Source organism: Paenibacillus jepli (genome assembly GCF_047238105.1).
Lineage (GTDB): Bacteria > Bacillota > Bacilli > Paenibacillales > Paenibacillaceae > Paenibacillus_D.
Genome location: NZ_JBDFMD010000001.1, coordinates 1,397,901 through 1,420,840 on the forward strand (window position 1 = coordinate 1,397,901; position 22,940 = coordinate 1,420,840).

A 22,940-nucleotide genomic window follows, 5' to 3' on the forward strand; every position below is an offset into this window, starting at 1 on the left:
TGGCACTCTCTCTCCTTTTCCATGCTAACCTCATTAGGGCCTACTCCTCGATTTCGTCGATGAGCGATTGCAGGTCATCCAGGTCACTCTCCGACAGATCCGCATGACGGAAGTCCGACGGCGTGTGCTTGCCTGTTCCCGTCCCTGCGCAGTGCTCCACCAGACGGATCAGCTCGCGGCGGTAATGCTCCGCCAGCTCGCCGATGGCCTGCTCGGTGTATTGCGTCTGGTTGTACCCGAAGCACAGCACCAGCCGGTTCTCCCTGATCTCGCCCTCAATGTTGATCTTCACGGGCATTTCCATGTTGTCGCTCAGCGTGCGCCCCAGCTCCATAACGCTTTTCGGATCGCCGAGCTTCATCGCTTGCACCTGGAAACGCTGGTCCTCCGCCTGACTTTCAAACTGGCCGAGGTAGTTGAAGTTCACCGGGGGATCGACGCCGATCCTGTATCCCACTTTGTGTTCCTCCGGGGTCATATACCGCAAAATACCATAGCCGATGCCCCGCTCGGGGATGCGGCGCAGCATTTCCTTGGTCGCGATAATCACCTTGCCCGGATCATCTGGCTCCGCTGCAGACAGCGCCACAGGGAACTGCGACGTAAACCAGCCGATCGTCCGGTTGATATTGAACTGCTCGATGATGCTCTCGCGGCCATGCCCCTCGACATTGACCAGGATGCCGTCCAGTCCCCGCCAGCGCTGGAAGGCGAGCCCCAGTGCGGCACAGAGCAGATCGTTGATCTCTGTATGATAAGCCTCGTGTACGCCGCCCAGCAGCTGCTCCGTGTAATCTGACGACAGCTCCATGCAGACCACCTGGGCATCCTTGTAGCGAGGAGTTTCCGACGTCTGCAGGTCCGGTACAAGTGCTGTATAGGGCTGCGACTCCACCTCTTCCCAGTACGGTAGCTGGCGCAGCAGCGCCTCAGAGGTTGCGTAGGTCTGCAGCCGCTCGGCCCAGTCGCGGTACGCGTCGGTTTTGTCAGGGAACACCACGGGCTCGTCCCGCTCCGCCTGCCGGTAGCCGCTCTCGAAATCCTCGAACAGGATGCGCCACGAGATCCCGTCGATGACGAGATGATGAATACAAATGACGAGGTAATCGCCCTGTTCTGTATGAGCGAGACCCAGCTTCACGAGCGGCCCCGTCTCCAGGTTCATCGACGCCTGCAGACGCTCGGCCAGCTCCGTCACCTCCGCCAGCGTCTGCTGACCGTTGTCACCCTGGATGCGAACGGTCTCCAGCTCGAATCGGACGGAATCCGGACCTTCGTTCACTTGCCGCACGGTTCCGTCAGCGGTCTGCCGGTACGTCATCCGGAGGGCGTCATGATGCTCGGCAATCCGGCCAAACACCTGCCGCACCCGCTCCTCTGCCAGCCCATCGCGGGCATAGACGAGAGCCGCCTGATTATGGTGATGGAGATCCGTTACGAACTGTTCAAAAAACCACTGCTGCACCGGCGTCAAGCCGGCCTCGCCGGTAACCGGTCCCTGATCGATGCTCCGCATGCTCTCTTGCACCGCCCCCGCCATGCCCCGTACGGTCGGGTACCGGAAGATGTCCCGGATATCGAGCAGCAGCCGGTATTTTTGCAGCCGCGCCGCCACCTGGATGGCATGTATCGAATCGCCGCCCACATTAAAGAAATGATCATCGGCGCCGAAGTCGGGCAGTCCCAGCACCTCGGAGCAGACCTCAACCAGCCGCTGCTCCAGCTCGCTGAGCGGCCCGTCCCCCGAGCCGGTCGGCTGGGCGATCGCAGTTGCCGGATCCGGCAGGGCTTTGCGGTCGATCTTGCCGTTGGGCGTGACGGGCATCTGCTCCAGCTGAACGACGAACTTGGGCACCATGAAGTGCGGCAGCGCCCGGCCCACATGCTGCTGGACATCCGTAGCAGACAGCCGGTCAGTCGCGGTAACGTACGCGCAGAGATAGTCCTCGGAGGCCTCGTCCCGGCGGACGATGACCGCGGCTTCTTTGACACCGTCGTACTCGGCCAGCACATGCTCGATCTCCTTCAGCTCGATGCGGAAGCCCCGCACCTTGACCTGATCGTCCATCCGCCCGGCATACTCGATCGTGCCGTCCGGCAGCCAGCGTCCGATATCGCCAGTCCGGTACAGACGCACGCCAGGTCTGGCCGCCAGATGGTCCTCGCCGAACGCCAGCCGGGTGCGTTCTTCATCATGCAGATAGCCCCGGCCCACTGCCAGCCCGGAGACGCAGATCTCGCCCTTGACCCCGATGGGACAAGGCTGGCGCTGCTCGTCCAGAATGTAGATCGTCACATTGCGGATTGGGCGGCCCACCGGAATCTGCTGGGCATCCGGCATCCCCCGCAGCACATGCAGCGTGACATCATCGGAGGCCTCGGTCGGACCGTACGCATTGACCAGCGGTATTTCAGGGAATTGGTTGAACCAGCGGCGCGCCAGTGCGGTGGTAAGCTTTTCGCCAGTGACGCTGACCGTCTGCATCTTTGGCAGTCTGATCCGGTTCAGCTCCGCCGTCTCCAGCAGGATCGACAGATAAGTCGGCACCGCCTGGAGCACCGTAATCTCCCGGCTGACGAGCCGCTCCAGCAGCGCTTCCGGCTGCATCACCAGCTCATTGGGGAAAATATGCGTTTCACCGCCCGCCGCCAGCGCGGTGACGAACTGCCAGACAGAGATGTCGAAGCATTGCGAAGCATTTTGCACGATCCGACTGGTCTCGTCGATGTCCAGCTCCTCCATCATCGCCAGCATATGGTTGAGCATGCCGACATGCTCCAGCATCGCTCCCTTGGGCCTGCCCGTGGAGCCGGAGGTGTAGATGACATAGCTCAGGTCGTGCAGCTCCCGCTCCAGCTCCGGCGTCTGTGCCGGATAGCTGTCGCTTGCTCCGTCGTCGATACGCAGCGCTTCGCAGGGCTGAGGCACGGCTTGCAGGACGCGGGACAGCAGCTCGCTCCCTTCGGCTACCTCGCTTACCGTCAGAACCAGCGAGGCACGCGAGTCGCCAAGGATCGTCTGCAGCCGCTCCTCCGGATAGTCGGGATCCAGCGGCACATAAGCGCCTCCGGCCTTCCACACCGCCAGCATGCCGACGAGGAACGGAATCGAGCGGGGGCAGAGAATCGCTACGAGGTCCTCACGCCCGACGCCTTTCTCCCGCAGCAAGTGGGCCAGGCGGCTGCTGGCATCGGAGAGCTCGCGGTAGGTCATCCGCGATTCGCCACAGACCACGGCGGTGCGGTCCGGCGTTTGTGCGGCATGGCTGTCCAGCAGATCGTGCAGGAAGCGGTAGGCATAAGGCTCATCCGCCCGCCCGTTGAAGCGGCGCAGCATCCGCCGCGTATCTTCCTCGCTCAGCAGGCTGATCTCCGCCAGCGGGCGGTCCGCTGCCTCCAGCATCTCTCTGGCCAGCTTGCTCCAGTGACCGGCGATCCGCGCCGCCGTCTCCCGGTCAAAGAAGCGCCGGTTGTACCGGAGCTCACCCTGCACACCGCTGCCCTCCCGCCGGAAGCCAAACAGCAGCTCCCAGCTCTCGGATGGCAGGTCCTCAGCCGACTGGACGGCATCCAGCACGACGGCCACTTCGCTGAGCAGGCCCAGCTCGGCGCTGCCGGTCAGTTCATCTGCCAGCACATCCATCGGATAGTTGGCATGGGCGCCGGCCTCCCGCATCCGCTCACGGGTTTGCATGACCAGCGCTTTGAGGTGATCCGCAGCTTCCAGATCCGAGCGGAGGAACAGCACGGTATTCATGTAGGAGCCCGTCTGCGCCTGGCGGTAGATCGGCGTCTGCAGGATAATATCCCGCAGGCCGCTGTACTTGGCTGTGAGCGCAGCAGTAATCGCGGCTAGCAGCACGTGCAGCGCCGGATCGGAGCCTTTGCTGACCGCCAGCAGCCGCTCGCCGAGAGGTTCGGGCACGGTCAGCGGCTCCGTGGCCAGCTCCCGGCCGGCTCCTGATGCCTGCAGATGATCATGCGGGAATGCCGTGCGCGTCAGCTCGCCCGAGAGCCTTCCCCGCCAATAGGTCCTCTCTGTTTCGCGCTGGGCGGCCGCGATTTTTTTGCGTGTCCATTGGTCCTCTGCGGTAGCTGCGCCACCGCCGGAGCCCGTTTCATACGATTCCGTCATCGCTATTCCTCCCTGTGTATATACTTCTGACGCGGCGGCTTCACGCTCCGCTGCAAGGTATGTGATGGCCCAGTGAGGACCACGGCTCCTATTCGAGTTGGCCGATTCAGGTGACTTTTTGCACCTGGTTAGGCACATTCGCCGACTTTTAACTGATACCCTGGTTCTGCACATTCACCGACTCGATCCAACTGCCAATTGGCAGTCCGTTGCCCCATGCAGCCGCAATGACCATCCCAATATCCCGCCGGCCCAACCGACTTAGAAGTCAAACTCCATCTCATAATCCTCGCTCTGCGCCTCCAGCAGGTCGCTGCGCAGACGGATGTCTGACAGCCTCAGCTCAGGCTCCTCGGCCAGACGCGTGATCGCTTCACGGTAAAATGCTGCCGCGTCGTCAATGATCGAGCGGTCATACACCGCCGAGTCGATCTTCAGATCAAGCCGGCCCAGCGACACATCGACGTTGAAGTCCAGCCACGTGTTGTTGGCGTTGACCTTGGATTCGACGAGCGGTTCGCCTTCCTGCGCCTCGCCCGCGCTCTGCTCCTCGACCGAACCGCTCTCGCGGAAATCGGTGAAATTGAACAGCGTGTCGGAGATCGGGTTGCCGGCATCCTGCGCGTCACCGATCGCCCTGGCAATCTCGGACAGCGCCATCTTCTCATACGAGGACAGCTCCAGCATATGTGCGTGGAAGCGGCGAATATAATCCGCCCAGCTCTCCTCGCCGGCGAACCGCGTCCGCACCGGCAGCATGTTGAGGAAGAAGCCGACCATCGTGTCCCCGTCCTCGCAGGCAGGCCGGTTGTGGGTCAGGATACCGACTACAGCGTCATCCTGATTGGTCAGCCGGCTCATCAATCGCGCATAGACAGCAAACAGCAGATTGCGGAGCGTAACACCCAGCTGCCCGGCAAGCTTCGTCGCCTGCGCCAGCACTTGCGGCTCAAGACGGTAGCGGTACGTGACCCGTTCCGTGAAGCCCTCCGCATCCGTACCCTCAGGGAGCGCCAGACGCTTGTAGCCGCGCAGCTCCTCGCGCCAATAATCGCGCATGCTCTCGTCGTGCTTGATCAGATACTGGTCGAGTACGAATTGTTTGTAGGAGTGAAGCAGCGGCTGCGGCCGGTAATCGGGATCGTTCAGCAAAGCAAAATACGTGTCGCTCAGTTCCTTCATCAGAATCGCGTTACTCCAGCCGTCCATGATGGACTGATGGTAAATGAACAAGAACAGATACTGTTCCTCACCCAAATGGAACACGCGGGTCCGCCACAAGGGCGCTTCGCGGAATTGGAACGGCTTGCCGTTCTCCTCGGCCATCACGGACTCGATCCTTCCGCGTTGGCTCTCCCGGCCCATTCCCTCCAGGTTAATGACCGTTACGTCCAGCTGCGCCCCGGCATGGACGATCTTGACGGGCTCCGCCGCATGCTCCAGGTGGAAGCTTGCCCGCAGATTGGGATGCTTGTCCGCCATCAGAGCGAATGCCCGCAGGAAGACCGTCTCATCAAACTGCTCATAGCGGGCGCTATAGACATACTGGATCATATGAGCGGAGGTGCCCGGATTCGCTACCGAGTGAAAGACAAGTCCCTTCTCGATATCGCTCATCGGGTAGGCGTCAGCAGGACGCTGCGCATCCTCCGGCTCGCCATGCCATTCGCTGGTAATGGCCTCCCGCAGTGAGTCCATCCGCTGCCGCATTGTACCGTCGAGCTCGCGCCGGCGCTGCTCGGCCGCTTCGTTCTGCTCCGGTGCAGACGCGGCGATGTAAGCAGCCATTTCGGTTACGGTCGGGTGAAGGAATAGATCCTTGAGTTCAATCGCATACCCCAGCTTCTTGAGACGGATGGAGGCCCGCAGCGCCTTGATGGAGTCGCCGCCCAGCTCGAAGAAATGATCGTGCCGGCCCACCTGCTTGACTGCCAGCGCATCGCTCCACACTGCTGCCAGCGTCTCCTCCAGCTCGTTATCCGCGACGGCCGGGGTGTCCACGGCAGCCGATGCCGCAGCTGCCAGCTGTTCCGCAACGATCCGCTGCAGCGCCTCTTCATCCAGACCTCCGCGAGCATCCAGCGGCATCTGTTCGATCTGAACGTACTGCTCCGGCACGGCATAAGTCGGTGCCACAGCCTTAAAACGTCCCTTGAGCTCACCGCTATCCTGCGGGCGATCCGCCAGGTAGACCAGTGTCAGCTGCGGAGGCGCATCCTCCTGTCCTGCCCACATGATGGCTCTAACCTGGCTGAATAGGCCGAGCTCCAATGCTGACTGCTCGATGTGATGAAGACGGAGCTCGAAGCCTTTGACCTTCGCCGTGCGTCCCGGCTCCCCGTCATAGCAGTATTCGCCGCTGCCGGTTCTGCGTCCCAGCCAGCCTGTTGCCTGCCAGTCTTCCGCATCGTTTGCGGAGACCGAACGGCAGAAGATCTGTCCACTCACGCCAGCCGGCAGCGGCTGACCGTCAGCGTCCCGCACCATCAGCTCGACCCCGGGCAAAGGCGTACCAAGCAGCAGAGAAGGCGATACATGGGTCATACTCGCAACAGCCGGTCTTAGCGTGCAAGTGGTCAACAGTCCCAGCCCTTGCGGACCGCATAGCTGGATCAGCTCGCAGCGCATGCCGAGCTCGGCAAGCCGGGCTGCAAGCCGCCAGATCTGTACCAGTTCGTCCGGCTGCGTCAACAAACCAATGCGCCGCACGCTCCGCAAGCTCTGTGCCGCTTTCGGCTCCCGGAGCAGAAGCTCCAGCTGCCACGGCGTCACAACCAGCGTCTCCGCTTGCCGATCGGTCAATTGGCGTCCAATAGCACCGGTCTCGGCCGAGGCCGGCGCTGCGTCTGCAGCAGCAGCGAGCGTTGCCGCACTGCCCAGAAGACCGAAGCCGGTCGCCGCTACCAGCGTGCGCTCGTCGCCCAACGACTCGGGCCACGACCACGGAGAGACCAACGAGTCACTCGCAGGATCTCCAGGTCGGTCTGGAGCCGCACTGGCCTGGTCCGTCTCGGACACGTCGCGGACTAGCGTATCCCTTGGTGACTGATCCGCGCCTTCCACAATTCGCTTCAACTCCGACGGCTTTTCCGTCTCCGCTAGCGCAAACTTCCGGACCGGCAAGTCCGCCATATCCACTAAGGCATGCAAGCTCTGCTGCAGGTGCTCCGCCAGCCCCTGCATGGTTTCATGATGGAACAGGTCGGTATTGTAGGTGAGCGCCGCCTGAATCCCGTCTCCCGTCGGGACGAACTCCAGATGCAGATCGAATAGGCTGGTCACCCCGCGGTCCTCCATGTCCCGCAGCTTCACCCCTTGCAACGGACTGCTGCCGGTCAGCACTATGTCGGTATTTTGCAGCACCAGCATGACGTTAAACAACGGCGAGCGGCTCATGTCGCGCTTGACGGCCAGCTCCTCTACCAGACGATCGAACGGATACAGCTGATGCTGGTACGCGCCCAGCGTTACCTTCCGGGCTTTCTCCAGCAGGTCGCCGAGCGAGGCATCCGGATCCAGTTGGGTCCGCAGCACGATCGTGTTGGCGTAAAAGCCCAACTGGTCCTCCAGCTCGACTTGGCTGCGGCCGGCAATCGGCGAACCGATCAACAGATCCGATTGGCCGCTGTATTTGTACAGCACGAGATTGGTCGCCGCCAGCAAAGCCATGTATAGCGTCACGCCATGGGCACGGCAGCCATCCTGCAGTCTGGACGTAGTCTCGGCATCCAATGCAAAACGAATCCGAGCTCCATTGTAGGTCTGCATAGGCGGCCGCGGCTTGTCCAATGGCAGCTCCAACGTCGGCAGGCTGCCTCCCAGCGTCTCACGCCAGTAGGCGCCCATGCCATCGTAACTGCCGTCTGCTATCGAACGAGATTGCCACTGGGCATAGTCTTTATATTGAATCCGTAAAGGCGCCAAGGGGGCTGCCTCGCCATTCACCTGGGCATTGTATAGCGCGGCAAGCTCACGCAGCAGCACCTGGGAGGACCAGCCGTCGCTGATGATATGATGCATGTTGATGTAGAGCACATATTGTTCAGGCGCCACGGCGAACAACACAGCTTTGATCAGCGGGCCGCCCGCCAGATCGAACGGCAGCAAGCGGTCCTGCTCCATCCAGGCTTCCGCCGCAGCCAGTCCGCCCTCTGTCTGCACATCACGGCGTACCAGTGTAATACCGAGCGCTTCGCGTTCCCGGATGAGCTGCACCGGTTCGCCCTGCTCGTCGCCGAACACGGTCCGCAGCACCTCGTGACGGTCCACGACCGCTGCGAATGCCGCCTCCAGCGCCTCTTCATCCAGCGCTCCTTCCAGCACGACCGAGAACGGCGAGTTGTACGCGACCAGACTTTCTGGAAATTGACTGAGCATCCACATCCGCTTCTGGGCAGGTGATACCGGATAACTGGACTGCTGTCCTGCAAGGGGAATCAGAGCCGGCAGCACACTGCCATCCTGTTCCGGCAGCGGCGGGACCCCAGTCCCCCCGGGCGCGTCCACTTGACCTGTCGCTGCAGCAGGCTGCGCAGGCGCCGACTGCGGCACGGACATGCCGCCGACTGGTGCGCTTGGCGAATCCGCAAGGCTGACGCCGATGTAACGGCTCAGCTCGGCTGGTGTCGGATGGCGGAAGATATCCTCGAAGTTCAGCTCCACGCCGAATACATCGCGTACCCGCAGCAGCACTTGGTTGGCCATCAGAGAGTGGCCGCCCAGCTCGAAGAAGCTGTCGCCTGGGCCAATCTCCGGCTGCTTCAGCACCTCGCGGAAGATGGCCGCCACCTTGTCTTCAGGTCCGATCAGGCTATCCACATAAGCAGAGAAGCCGCTTAACGTCGGATAGTCGAACAAGTCCTCGAAATCCAGCTTGACCGCCAGCTCCTCGCGGATCCGCCGGATGACGCGGGTCGCCAGCAGGGAGTCGCCGCCCAGCTCGAAGAAGTGATCCTCCCGCTCCAGCGTGTCCAGCTCCAGCGCCTCGCTCCAGAAAGCGGCGATCCGGCGCTCCAAGCCGGTAGCATCCGGATCCCGCAGTATACCTGACTCCTCCGACTGCCGCTCCGCCCCGGTCTCATCCATTAGATCGGCCATCGACAGCTGCGGCGTCTCGCGGACCCAGCAGCGGATCGGCTCGAACGGATATCCCGGGAGCTCTGTCCGCAGCGCAGGGCTGCCGGCATACACCGCCTGCCAGTCCGGCGTATGCCCCTGCGTATACCAGCCGCACAGGATCTCGGCCGCCGGATCGCCGGACGTTTCCGGCAGCAGGCCGCTCACATCGAAGGCACCGCTCGTCATGTTGGCCCGCAGCGCCCCGCCGAGCTCGCCGCCTGGAGCCAGCTCGACGAAGAGCGCTCTGCCCTCCGTCGTCTCTGCCGCGATCAGCTTGTCCACGCGGCCCTCCAGACCTTCCAGCGGCTGCGGCATATGCGTCTCGGCAGCCTTCATCGCGTCCGCCAGCGTGCGCCGCTCAGCGATTACATCGGCTGCCAACCTCCCGATCCCGATCGGCAGCAGTTGGCCGACCGGCAGCCGCCAAGCCGCCAGCAGACGGTACATGGCGAGGAGATGTGCGAGCGCCCGCACGCCTTCGCGGCTGGCATCGGCAAGCTCCAGCGCGTGCGTATAGGCATCCCGATAGACGGGATGGCGCGCTTGAAGCGCTTTGATGATCTCCTCTGGCAAAGGCGGGTGATCCGTCAGCAGCAGGATCGCCTTGCCCAGATCGCCGCGGCCCTCCGGCAGCGTTAACGTCCAGCCATTGCCAGATGCATCGTCAGACTCGCGGAGAGTGGAGGAAGGTGCTTCTTCGGTAGCCATCTCAGAGGCTTCCGGCTGCTGTGTTCCGCCAGCTGCCTTATGCGCCTGACCGGGACCTTGACCCTGCTCGCCGCATGTACGATGCCTGCCCGCATCCGGATCCCCAGCTTCCGCGCCTAGTGACTGCAGCGCCGCCAGCAATTGCTCCCGCAGCTGCGAGGCGCTGCTTGCAGAAGCAGCAAAACGGAAGCGGTAATGCTTGCGCCCCCGCGCCAGTGTCCAGCTCACCGCCGCCAACTCGGTATCCGGGACGGTCTCCAGCCGCGATGCCAGCGATGCCAGCTTGCGCCGCAGCGCACCCGGCGTTCGGGCCGAGACGAGGAAGGGAAGCGTCCCAGCCGGGCCAGACTCCGCTTCACCGTTGCCCTGCATCCGCTCCGGCGCTTCCTGCAGCAGCACATGGCAGTTGGTGCCGCTCGCCCCGAGCGAGGTCACCCCGGCGTACCGGGGATGACCCTCGGGCTGCGGCCATGGGCGCAGCTCCTTGTTGACGTAGACCGCCGAGTGCTCGAAGTCGATCAGCTCATTGGGACGCTCGAAGTGCAGCGTCGGGAAAAACACCCGATGCTTGAGCGCCATCACAGCGCGCACCAGTCCGGCGATGCCGGATGCATTGTAGCCGTGGCCCAGACTGGACTTGATTGTCGAGATCGGCACGATTCCCCGTTCATCCGTGGCGTCGCGGAAAGCAGCGCTCAGACCCTCGACCTCCAGCGAGTCGCCGAGCTTAGTGCCGGAGCCGTGCGCCTCGATATAGCCAATGTGGCGCGGGTCCACCCCGGCCTTGCGCCAGGCGTCGCGCACGACACCCGCCTGGGAGATGCTGTCGGGCGCGGTCGGGCTGGCGGAGCGCCGGGCATTATTATTGACCGCCGAGCTCTTGATGACCGCATGGATCGTATCGCCGTCGCGCTGCGCCGCTTCCAGCGGCTTGAGCAGCACGGAAGCCGACAGCTCGCCGCATGACATGCCGGCGGCGTCCTCGGAGAACGCCCGCGACTTGCAGTCGGGAGACCAGATATTGAACTCGAACTGCTTGTCCCGGTAGGGCTGCAGGTTCAGATTGACGCCGCAGACGATCGCACAGTCGGCCTCGCCGAGCAGCAGCTCGCCCACGGCCATATGAACGGCCACGAGACTGGAGGAACAGGCCGTGTCGATCACCGCGGCATTGCCCGTCAGGTTGAACTGGCGGCTGATCCGCGTGGCGGCAAAAGCCGGCGAATTGCCCGCAACCATCGTATCGGGGAACTCCTCGGCGAGCCGGTAGTACTCGGGATTGATGTCCGAGACGAACACGGCTGTCCGTGAGCCATCGAAGTCATCCGGGTCGTAACCCGCATGCTCGAACAGATGATAGACGCTCTCCAGCATCAGCCGATGATGCGGATCCATCACCTGGGCCTCGGCAAGCGAGAGCTCGAACAGCGGATGATCGAACTTGTCGATATCCTCCAGATACCCGATCGGGCGCAGCGGCCGCTGCGGATTCAGCGTCGCATCCTTGATCCGCTTCGGCGACAGCTCACGCACCAGATCGGGGCTCTGCTTGAACAGCTCAGGCACCTCCTCGATCGCCCTTGCTTCCGGGAACCGGGCCGCCATGCCGATGATTGCGATATCTCTGTTCATCTCATCTCACTCCCTGTATTTCTTCCGCTTGACCGCCGGCGCCAAGCGCCAGCTTTTGTTCCCGCTCATAGAGCAGGCCATCCGACCACACATAATTGACACCTTCCCAGGCGGTCGCCGAAGCGACATCCGGGAAGAAGCCTTTGCCGCTCAGATTGGCACTTGTGTTGCACAGCACGGGAACGCCGCTCAGCCGTTTGTAGGCTTCCAGCAATGCCGCCAGCTGCGGGTTGCCCTGAAGGTCCACGGTCTGCAGGCGCGCCGTGCCGTCCAGATGGATAACCGCAGGGATCCGATCCACCCAAGCCGCCTTGACCCGATGGTCGAACAGCATGTACGGATCGCGGATGCCCGGCTCGAACAGCTCTGGAGCGTCATCCTCCAGACAGATCGGCGAGACGGGGCGGTACGGCTCGCGGTGCTTGATCCGGTTCAGCACATCCTTCATCGCAGGCGACACCGCCGGCGCGATGATGCTGCGGTTGCCGAGCGCCCGCGGTCCCAGCTCGGCGCGGCCGTGCAGGACGACGACCGGCTCGCCGCTCTCATGCAGCAGCTGTGCCAGATCCTCGGTGCCGCAGCTGCGCTGCGACCATCCGGCTGCCGGCTCTGATGCGGCGACCTTCGGACCACTGTACACCTGCCAGTCGAGAGCCGGCCCGCCGCCCCGCGCCAGCAGGGCGCAGCAGGCGGCGCCGATCGCGCTGCCGGAGTCGTTGGGGAACGGCGGCACGTACACTTCAGAGACGATCCCGCTCTCGCGGATTGCGGAGTTCCACTTGATATTGAGCGCGCAGCCGCCGGCCAGGGCAAGGTTGCCAGACTTGCTGCCGTGGCGGCGGATTTTTTTGGCCAGCTTGTCCAGCAGCATCTGACCCAGGTAGTCGTGGAAGGTCCGCAGCACATCGGCATCGTCAACCTCCTGTCCTGCTATCCGCTCCTTGAAAAGGCGGGCCAGCTTGTTGCCGAAGCCCATCGGATGATCGTATGCCTCCAGGTAGATCTCATCCCAGATGTCATACCACTGCGGCTGCGGCTTGCCTAGGGCGATATAGGCCATCACCTTGCCGGCCACGGACAGACTGTCCTTGGCGAAGCCGCCGCTTACCCGGAACGGGCCGAAGTGCTGAGCGAACAGGCTGTACATATTGCCGATCATCAGGAAGATCGGACCCAGATTCTCGAAACCTCCCTGCTCCGCATCATAGAAGTACAGTCGCGGATACATGCCGCCGTCCCATACGAGGACGTACGCGCTCTCGCCGCGCTGCGCGAACGGGCTGCTGCAGTACGCTCCCGCCACATGCGCCGCCGCGTGATAGTAACTCGTGTAGGGCAGCTTGCGGCCGCCGATCCGCAGCCCTTCGAAGGACCATTCCTTCAGCAGCGGGTCAGCAGGTCCCTGCTCCTCATATTGCCCCACTGCCAGCCGGTAAGCCTCCCCGCCTTCGGTGCAATCGAGCCAGTTGTGCCCATCGCCGATCGTCAGGCGCGGCTGCACCGCCAGCGCATCCTCGTCATCGCCGCCCCAGCCGTCCACCGCGAAGCAATCGACATCCTCAAGCCGGTAGCCCTCTGCTGCCAGGATCTCCTCGATCACCGCCGTATCCTCGATCTGGGCGTAGCGATTATTGTTGCGCAGCTTCTCCACCTCGATACTGAATACGAGCCGCCCATTGTCGATCAGGGCCACCGCTCCGTCATGCGTCAGCTTCAATCCGCAGATGATCATCTCCTGCTCCTCCTTTGTCTCTGGGGTCAAAATTCAATCTCGCGCAGTGTGTCCGCAGGCGGCTCCTGCGATCGCTCCGCCTCTGTAAGCTTGCCTGCCAGCAAGGCCACCGAGCGGTAATCAAACAGATCCTGTACGGTCGCCCGCCCGGGAAAAGCCTTGCCCAGCAAACTATAAATCCGGATCAAGCGGTGCGAATCGCCGCCGATCGCGAAGAAATCGTCCGTCACGCCAAAATCGCCACGGCCCAGCACATCCGACCAGATCTGCCATACCTTGCGCTCCGTCTCATCGCGTGGCTGCACAGACCCGGCGGCCGGACGGCGCTCCTCCAGGCTGGCGACCCCAAGCCGCTGCAGCTCCCTGCGGTCGGTCTTGCCGGTGCGCGTCAGCGGCAGAGCAGGCAGCAGATGGATGCGGGCCGGCAGCATATAGGCCGGCAGCACGCGCCCCAGGCGCGCAAGCATCGCGGCCTGCCGCTCCGCATCGCCCTGGGTCTCTCCGGACGGCGCAGCCGCCATTCCGCCTGGCGCGACAAAAGCGTGAAGCTCCGTCCGGCCGTCTTGGCGGACCGCTACGACCGCGGCCGTCTCCACCGACGGATCCGCGGCTAGCGCAGCTTCGGTCTCACCCGGCTCCACCCGGTAGCCCCGGATCTTGACTTGCTCGTCCCTGCGGCCTGCATAACGCAGCCGCCCTTGGCGGTCCCGGCGAATAAGATCGCCGGTTCGGAACATCCGGATGCCCGGCTGATGCGGGTCCATGACGAAGCGCTCGGCGGTTCGCTGCGGATCTCCCATATACCCTCGGGCAACCCCCGCTCCGGCCAGGTACAGCTCGCCCGTCGCCCCTTCCGGCACCGGCTCGCCGTCCAACCCCAGCACATAAGCGCGCATCCCGGCGATCGGCTCGCCCAGATGGACCGGTGTCTCGTCGCACAGCGCCGACAGCGCGTCGACTGTCGTCTCGGTAGGGCCGTAGTTGTTATAGACCTCGCAGCCCCGTGCCAGGAGCGCGTCTTTCACGGCAGGTGGCAGCGGCTCGCCGCCGCAGATGACCGTCCGCAGCGAGGCCGGAGCCGGCTCATCATCTCCCGTCAGCAGCTCGCCCAGAATAGACGGCACATAATTGAGCAAGGTAATCTGCTCTGTCTCCAGACGCTGGCGGAAGGCCGGCTTGTCCAGCACGAGTCCAGGCTCCGCAACGACCACCGTCCCGCCATGCAGCAAGGTGCCGAACCAGTCCTCCACGCTCGGGTCAAATGTATAATCGGTCAGCTGCAGGACTCTGCTGCCGCTCCCAACCCCATACGTGCGGGCAAACCAGGAAGCAACATTGACGACGCTGCCGTGCTCGACCATAACGCCTTTGGGACGCCCGGTCGATCCGGAAGTATACATCACGTACGCTAGCGACTCCCGAGCATGACCGGAGCGGGCTTCAGGCCTGTCGTCTTCAGACATCTTGTGCGACGCCTGTTCCACCAGCTGGTCCAGGCCCAGCACCGTCATACCTGGCGGCAGCTCCAGCCCGGCTGCCTCCGCTGCGCCATCTACCAGTATGGTTGTGATGCCGCACTCCTCCAGCATATGAAGCCGACGCTCCGGAGCTTCATCAGGATGGATCGGCAGATAAGCGCCGCCGGCCCCCAGCACCCCCAGCATCGCTCCCGGCACGTACCGGGAGGGACGCAGCAGCAAGCCGACGATCTCCTCTTGCGCCAGCCCGCCGCGATGCAGCTCGCAGGCGACACGCTCAGCCAGGTGCTGAAGGTCAGCATAGCTCAGCTCGCCGTCCGGGCTCCTCACTGCGATCGCATCCGGCGTCCGCCGCGCCTGCTCGGCGAACCGGCCATCGATTGTACCCGAGGTGTCTGCCGCTTCATCCGTCTGTCCGGTCAGCCGCTCCCGCTCGGCGGGCGTCACCATCGCCAGTTCGGCGACGGGGGTCTCCGGCTGCTCTGCGAGTGCCAGCAGCAACTGACGATAGTGGCCGAGGAGCGCGGCGAGACTGTGCGAGTCATAGCGGCCGGCGCGGCCGGCGAGCGTCAGCTCGAGCCGCTCCCCTGTGACGATGCCCAGCGTCAGCGCATAATGCGTGGTCTCCTCGAGCTCATAACGGCCTACCTGAAGCGTACCGTCCGGGACGCTCATCGCTTCGGGATCGACCGGATAATTCTCCACAACGACGATGGATTCGAACAAGCTCTCGCCCGGCTCCGGGCCATACTTCTGGATCCTGGCCAGCGGCGTGTGCTCGTGCGGCCCGCGCGTCCTCAGCTCGGCTGCGATCTGCTGCAGCAGTTCTTTGACCGTCGTCGTCTCCGACGTGCGCACCCGCAGCGGCACCGTATTGATGAACAGGCCGATCATCGATTGGATGCCGGCCAGGTCCGACGTACGTCCGGAGACCGTGGTGCCGAATACCGCGTCCCGTGTATAACCGTAACGTTGGAGGAGCAAGCCCCAGCCGGCGAACAGCAGTGCTGCCAGCGTAACTCGCTGCTCGCTAGCCGCCGCCTGCAGAAGCTCCTTTTCCGCCTCGTTAAGCTCCACTACCGCAGTCGCCCCGGCTGCCCCCTCGATCGCTTCCTCAGCCGCATAAGGGAGACGCGTCGTCTCTGCCAGTCCGCTGAGATACGCCTCCCAGTAGGCATCGCTGGCTGCTGTATCCTGCCGCTGCAGCTGCTGCACATAAGCCTTGAAGGGCGACGGATCGGCCTGCAGCGCCGCGCCATCCGTCCCGTATGCGGCGAAAAACCGGGCCAAGAGCAGCCCTGTGCTCCAACCGTCGTATAGGATATGATGATTGCAGATCAGCATCGCATGCCGCCGTTCCGATAGTCTGCACAGCAGAATGCGGTATGGCGCCTCCGTCAGATCAAAGCCGCGTGCATGTTCACGGTCCCGGATCCCTCCAAGCGCCGCCTCCGGGTCGGCCTTGCCGCTCAGATCCTCCATGACGATCTCCGGCTCATGCTGCTTTAGCACGATCTGAACCGGCTGCGACAATCCTTCCCAGCGGTACACGGTACGCAGCATGTCCGATGAAGCGGCTACCTGTCCCCAGGCAGCCTTGAACCGCTCGGCATCCATAGCGCCTTCCAGCCAGACGGCAAACTGCACCTTGTAGTGAGATTGACCCGGCTCCTTCAGCTCATGCAGCAGGATCCCTTCCTGCATGCTGGTCAGCGCCAGCATATCCTGAACTGCCGCCTTGTCGAGAGGCTTCGGTTTTTTGCCTGTCAGCGTCTCTGTTCCGCTCATCGGCCGCCTCCTTTCTGCGCAAGCGCAGGCGCCTTGCCTGCTAGAGTTGCCGAGATGATATCCAGCACCGTACCGGTGTCTTCATGGAGGAAGAAATGGCCCCCTTCACACACGTGGACGCGGCATGGCCCGCTCGTGTAGCGCTGCCACTCGGCCGATAGCTCCGACCGCTCCTCGCGGCTGCCCGTCAGCACGGCGACCGGCGCCGTCAGGCTGGCCGCCTCCGGCTCGTGCCGGTAGTTCTCCAGCAATGTATAGTCGGCGCGGAGGATCGGCAGGAACAGTCGGCGCAGCTCCGGGTCCGCGAACAACCCGGGCGGTGTGCCGCCCTGCCGCTCCAGCTCCTGTTGCCACTCTTCATCGCTCATCTCGGCGGCCTGCTTCTCCCGTGTGACTGGGATATGAGGCGGCAGCGCGCCCGACAGGAAGAGCTGCACCGGCTCCGGCACGTCCTGGGTCCGAAGAAGGCGCGCCGTCTCATAAGCCATCTTCGCCCCCATGCTGTGGCCAAAGATGGCGTACCTGGCGCGCCGGCTCGCAGGCAGTGCCGCCGCGATGATCTCAGCCAGATCCTCGGCCGCCTCCACCATCCCGGCATAAAACGGCTCGCCCATCCGGCTGCCCCGGCCTGCCGGCTCCACCGGCATGACTGTGGCCCGCTCTGCGAGCGGAGCCTTCCACTTCTGATAGATCGAAGCCGAAGCGCCGGCATAAGGTAGACAAAACAGCAGCGTATCCATTGCTTCACCCCTCATCGATTCGTTAGTCCGGCAGCGTCAAGCCGACGCCGCGCTCCTCCGCCAGCCGGTAATAGTGCGCCGCCATGGCGATATCAAAAACAGCCATCCCCATCGGGTTGAACATCACTGCTTCCTCTGGCGGCAGCGAGGCCATCGTCTGCGGATCCGCCAGTTCGGAGATCGGGATCGTATCTTCGGCCTTCAGGCCGCGTTCCAGATGCATCCGCTCGATATCCGTCCCTTCCCGGCATACCTCTTCCCAGTCGTCGACCAGAATGGATCGGGTATGTTCGAGGATGTCAGGTTTAAAATCGCGCAGCGATACGTTCAGCAGCAGACTGCCCGGCTTTGGCGGCAGATCGATGTAGCCTTCGCTGCTGACGGTGCAGGTGACGAAAAGATCGGCATCGGCGTAAGCCTCCTGCCAGCTCCCGGCGATCATTGTGCGCTCCCGCAGCGGTTCGGGGAGATGCTCATGCTCGATTCCACGGATATCATAAAGGACCGCCTGACCAAGCCGCTCGCCTAACAGCTCGGCAATCATCCGCAGATGCAGTCTGCCGATCGGACCATAACCGACGATCCCTACCTGCCACTTCTCCGGCATGCCGCTCCGTGCCATGTACCGCCGAAGCACGGATGCGCTGACCGCGGCCGTGCGGATCCCGCTGATCCTGGCAGCGTTCAAGACGGCCAATGGGCGGCCGGTCGCAGCCTCGTTCAGCACTGTCAGCGAGTGCGCCCGCTGCAGGCCCTGCTCGAGATTGCCCGGAAAGCTAGCCACCCATTTGATGCCGGCGGTATCGACCTCGCCGCCGACATAGGCGGGCATGGCGATGATGCGATTCTTGGGGTCTCCGTAGCGCAGGTACGGCTTGATCGGCTGAGCATAGTCCTTGCGCCCGAGCAGCAGCGCCGCCCCGTCGATCACATCCGCCGCCGCGTGCCAATCCACGCCCAGCTCATCGATCATCTCGTCGTTTAGATACCGCATGATGCATCGCCTCCTGATGATGGTTATGTACATTCGTTACTAGTTGGTATATGCACCGGCACCGGATTGCGTCATCCGACTGCTGCAACGAACCTTTCTTCCCTTGCAGCTCCTCCATTCGCCATCCCAACTGCTCCAACGAACCTTTCTTCCCTTACAGCTCCTCTGACCGCCGTTCCGGCTGCTCCAACGCACTTTTCTTCCCTTACAGCTCCTCCTTCCACCACTCCGGCTGCTCCAACGCACTTTTCTGCCTCTATTGCCAGCGGATCACCTGGTCCCCCGCTACAGCGCAATGTTCTTTCCTCTCCGCAGCGTCTTCACTGCTGCCACGGGCGGGCCGGGGCCTACCGCCCCGTCCGGCGCCCCGCCGCGATCCCGGAAGCCGCCTGCCGGGAAGCTCCCCGCATAGCGGCCGATTCGCGAGCGGCGGGCCATGGCGCGTCCGCACCGCCATTGTCCCGCAGCTGCGCCGTCCACTCCGGGTTGTACAGCGTATCCATATACGCCATCCCTCCGTCTGCGCAGATAAAGGCGGCGACTGGCCGCTGGCCGTCCGCAGGCCTGGCCATGCCTTCAAAGTAACGGCAGACCGCCGCATAGACCGTGCCCGAAGAACCGCCGACGAACAGTGCGTGCTCCCGCATCAGCCGGTTGCAGCCATCGACGGTGGCGGCTTCCGGGACGAGGATGATGTCGTCGATGAGCGCCTCCTTCAGATTGGCCGGGACGATGCTGGAGCCGATGCCCGGAATCAGCCGCTTGCGCGGCTGGTCGCCGAAGATCGCCGAGCCTTCGGTGTCGACCGCGATAATACGGGCCGCCGGATGCTGCTCCTTGACCCTCCGCGATACCCCGGCCAGGGTGCCGCACGAGCTGGTGCCCACGAACACATAATCGATGCGCGGCAGCCCCTCCGCCAGCTCCCGCCCTACGCCTTCGTAGTGGCTGCGGACGCTGTCGGGATTATCGTATTGATTGGTCCAGAAGGCTCCTTTGATCTCCGCCATGAGCTGCTCGATCCGCCCAAGCCGCGACAGCAGGTAGCCGTTGGTGGCATCCCGCACGGTCACCTTCTCCACTCTTGGAGAAAGCGAGCGCAACAGCTTCTCATACAATGGATTAATGTTGGGATCGATCACGGGAATGAAGCGGATCCCCAGCCGTCTGCACAGAGAGGCCAGGGCAATGGCAAAATTGCCCGATGACGATTCGATCACCGTTGTCTTCTCTGTGATGTCCCCTCTGGCAATCGCCGCCTCCAGTATGGTGTAGGCCGGACGAATCTTCACGCTGCCGGTGTAATTGTGACTCTCCAGCTTGGCGAACAGCTGCACCTTGTCATGCTTGAGCTCTACCAGTGGAGTATTGCCGATCGCCTCTTGCCATGATTGGAGCCGCCCCAGCATAAGCATCCCTTCCTTCCGGTCCTCGATTGGAATTGGGCCAGGCGTGCACATGGATCATGTACTCCGGACCAGCCGTCCTGTATCCATCTTGATCACACGATCAGCCGTATCGAAATAGGCATCGTCGTGCGTAATCGCTATAATACATTTGCCCTGCGCCTTCAGCTCCGGCAGGAGCTGCTCGTAGAACAATCTGCGGTAGCCGGGGTCCTGATCGGCCGCCCATTCGTCGAACAGACAGAACGGACGGTCTTCCAGATAGGCGACCAATAGCGCCAGCCGCTTCTTCTGTCCGGTCGACAGGCTGGTCGTACTGAATGATCCTTCTTCTATAGCGACTTTGTCATCCAGCTCCAGCAGCCGCAGAACCTCGGCGATTCGGGCTTCGCGGCCCGTCGTATCGATTCCGTATAGCGCATCGAACAGATGAAAGTCGGCAAAAATCGCCGTGAATGACTCCCGCAGTTCCTCTGGAGCTGCCGGGTGGCCTTCCAGCAGGATCCCGCCTTCATCCGGCCGGTACAACCCGGTGATGAGCTTGGCCAGAGAGGACTTGCCGCTGCCGTTGCCGCCGGTGATGAAGGTCACCTCGCCGCTACGGAAGGCGCAGTCTATCGGGCCGACGGCAAAGCGGCTGCTGCCGCCCGTCTCGCCGGGATACCGGTAGACGACGCCTCGCAGTTCGATCCCCGGCAGCGACTGATCCGCCTGGTCCGACACGGCAGGCTTATCACCTGTCGCCGATAACCGGCCGGCATCGTCTGACTCGTATTCCCGGCGCCGCTCGTCCACTTCGCGGATCAGCCTCTTGACGCGCCCCCAGCTGACGCGGATCAGAGCGATCTGAGGCAGGCTGTCCAGCAGCTGATTGACCGGCCCCGTCATGTACAGGAACACAAAGACGTAGCTGCGCAGCATATCGCTGTTCATCTGCTCGAAGATCGCCGGAAACAGGAACACGACACAGCCGATCACGAGCACGAACAGCGTCTCGCCGATGATGAACACATGGACGAATCTCATCTGCGCATCGGTCCGCTTCTCCCGGAACGTCTCGCAGCTCTCGTCCATCGCCTCGCGGAAGCCCGCCCTCCTTGCACGGCTCAGCGACAGCTCCTTGAACCCCCGGAGCAGATCGGCGATGTAGCCGAAGAACCGGTTCTGGATGTCGCGCGTTTCTTCGAACAGCAGGTTGGCCTTCTCTCCGACCAGATAATAGATGCCCGCCAGTACCGCGATGATGACCAGCGACAGCAGGAGGGCGTAGACGTTCATGATCCCAAGGTAAGCAAAGCAGCAGAGCAGCGTCACCACATTGGTACCACCGGTTACGAGCAGCCCGATCGAGCTGCTGATCTCTTCGGTATCGCTGCTGAGCGTCGCCTCGACCCGCCCGCGTTCGAGGCGCTCCATGTGGGCGTAATCCGTCTCCAGCAGCTTGCCGGCCAGCTCCATCCGCTTCTCATAGACGAACTGATTGGTCAGCCGCACCAGCATCGATTGGATATAGCGTTGTCCGACGACATACATCAGCACCGCGAGGCCAAAGTAGGCCACCAGTCCGCTCGTGAGATTGTCGCTGCGGACAAACGATTCATTGATGACGAAGATGATCAACGCATTGCCGAAGCCGCTCATCACCGCCAGGACGACCGGCTGCAGCAGCGACCGGTCCTGCCGCCGGGGGAACCATGCGATCAGCAGGGAATACAGCAGATACAGGCCGATCACAGCCGCTAGCAGCCAGACCGCGAGCAGCACCGTCTGGGGCAGCCATACCTCGACGAAGTGCCAGCTCAGCCCTAGGCCGATCACCGGGGGCAGATAATACAGCGCTGCCGCTGCCACCGCCGCCGCCGCACCGCGGCCGGCCAGGGCGGTCAGCCACTTGACCCATCGCGGCTCCGGAGGGCGCAGGCCGCGAACGATATCGCGCAGCGCCAGGATGGTATAGGCGAGGATGATCAGTCCCGCCGGCGTCAGGATGATCAGCAGGGCAACTGCAAACGTGTCAGCCCGCTTGAAGAGATCTTGTCCAGGCACCGGCGGCTCCTTGCCCAGCCAGAGCTGCAGCACGCTCTGACCGATCAGCGGCGTCATATCGCTATTGCGGTTGGCCAGGACGGCGACACCGGCGCCTTCCCCAGGACGGAAAGCCATATACGATGAGAACGCCGGATTGCTGCCAGTATGCGCATACTCCCCCGCACCGTCCTGATAGACCTCCCAGCCGGCGGCGTAAGAAGCGCCTGACGAAGATGGCGCGACCGTCCGGTCGGGCGTCAGCGTCGCTTCCAGCCAGGCTGGATCGAAGCCATCCGGCAGCTCGCCGCCGAGCAGCAGCTCCAGCCAGCGCGCGACGTCATCCGGGGTGCTCAGGATATAGCCGGATGGCGCGTTGCCCTCGTACAGCGGCGGGTTGTAGGCGGCCGGTTCGGTGAAGCGGCCCTTGTAGCCCTGGCTGAGCTGCCCGGGATCGGCCCGCTCCACGCCCGCTACTGTCGCATCCAGCCCAAGCGGCTGCAGGATCGCTGTATCCATATAATCCGCAAAGGCTTGTCCGGTCGCCGATTCGATGACGAGCCCAAGCACAGCATAGTTGATTGTGGCATATTCGTAACGCGAGCCCGGCTCGGAATCCAGCTCCTGCCCGAGCAGCGAACGGACAGTTGTCTCCGCCGCGTCGTCCCCGGCCGATGGCGGGATCTGACCGATCGACGCGAACGGGATGCCGCTGGTATGGTACAACAGATGTCCGAGTTTGACCTCGCGGGGCTCCTCCTGATACGTGAGCTCCAGCCAGGGGATATAGTCTGTCACCGGGTCCTCCAGCGACAGCCGGCCTTCGGCCTGCAGCCGCATCACCGCAAGCGAAGTTAACGCCTTGCTGTTGGAGCCGAGCTCGTACAGCGTATCCGATGAGGCAGGCCGCCTCTCCTCCAGGTCAGCGTAGCCAAAGCTCCGATTATAGACGGTCTGGCCGTCCTGCACGATCACTACCGCGAGGCCGGGGATCTCCGCCTTGTCCATCTGGCGCTGTACAAACTCCTCGATGGCGGCAAGCCTGTCTGAAGCCATTGCAGGTGTCGCGGCAGCTGCCGGGACAGCCAGCGCCAGCCAGCACAGCCATCCGGCAAGCAAGAGCAGCGGCAGTCGATGTGTCTTGCGCGCAGCACCGCCTTGCATACGACGTGCACCTGTCACGG

Annotated in this window: 8 protein-coding genes; all 8 read right to left on the reverse strand. The window is 63.1% G+C overall.

All coding sequences use genetic code 11. The annotated features are described in order from the left end of the window. Positions 1-40: 40 nt before the first annotated feature. Positions 41-4,135, reverse strand: a complete 4,095-nt coding sequence (locus ABC336_RS06340) for an amino acid adenylation domain-containing protein (RefSeq protein ID WP_413237868.1) — start codon at positions 4,133-4,135, stop codon at positions 41-43. A gap of 261 nt (positions 4,136-4,396) precedes the next feature. Then, on the reverse strand, positions 4,397-11,593 hold the full coding sequence (locus ABC336_RS06345) for a condensation domain-containing protein (protein WP_413237869.1): 7,197 nt from the start codon (positions 11,591-11,593) through the stop codon (positions 4,397-4,399). Position 11,594: 1 nt separating this feature from the next. Further along, on the reverse strand, positions 11,595-13,325 hold the full coding sequence (locus tag ABC336_RS06350; RefSeq protein WP_413237870.1) for a carbamoyltransferase N-terminal domain-containing protein: 1,731 nt from the start codon (positions 13,323-13,325) through the stop codon (positions 11,595-11,597). A 26-nt stretch (positions 13,326-13,351) separates the two neighbouring features. Then, entirely contained in the window at positions 13,352-16,591 is a 3,240-nt protein-coding gene (locus ABC336_RS06355) for an amino acid adenylation domain-containing protein (RefSeq protein ID WP_413237871.1), read from the reverse strand. Next, on the reverse strand, positions 16,588-17,331 hold the full coding sequence (locus ABC336_RS06360) for a thioesterase II family protein (RefSeq protein ID WP_413237872.1): 744 nt from the start codon (positions 17,329-17,331) through the stop codon (positions 16,588-16,590). Before ABC336_RS06360 ends, ABC336_RS06355 begins: the two co-directional genes overlap by 4 nt. A 22-nt stretch (positions 17,332-17,353) precedes the next feature. Further along, a complete protein-coding gene (locus ABC336_RS06365) occupies positions 17,354-18,325 on the reverse strand; it encodes a 2,3-diaminopropionate biosynthesis protein SbnB (protein ID WP_413237873.1) in 972 nt (323 codons plus the stop codon). A gap of 347 nt (positions 18,326-18,672) precedes the next feature. Continuing rightward, entirely contained in the window at positions 18,673-19,734 is a 1,062-nt protein-coding gene (sbnA, locus tag ABC336_RS06370) for a 2,3-diaminopropionate biosynthesis protein SbnA (RefSeq protein ID WP_413237874.1), read from the reverse strand. Between the two features lie 54 nt (positions 19,735-19,788). Next, complete coding sequence (locus ABC336_RS06375) at positions 19,789-22,920, reverse strand: cyclic peptide export ABC transporter (protein ID WP_413237875.1); 3,132 nt, start codon at positions 22,918-22,920, stop codon at positions 19,789-19,791. Between the last annotated feature and the right edge of the window lie 20 nt (positions 22,921-22,940).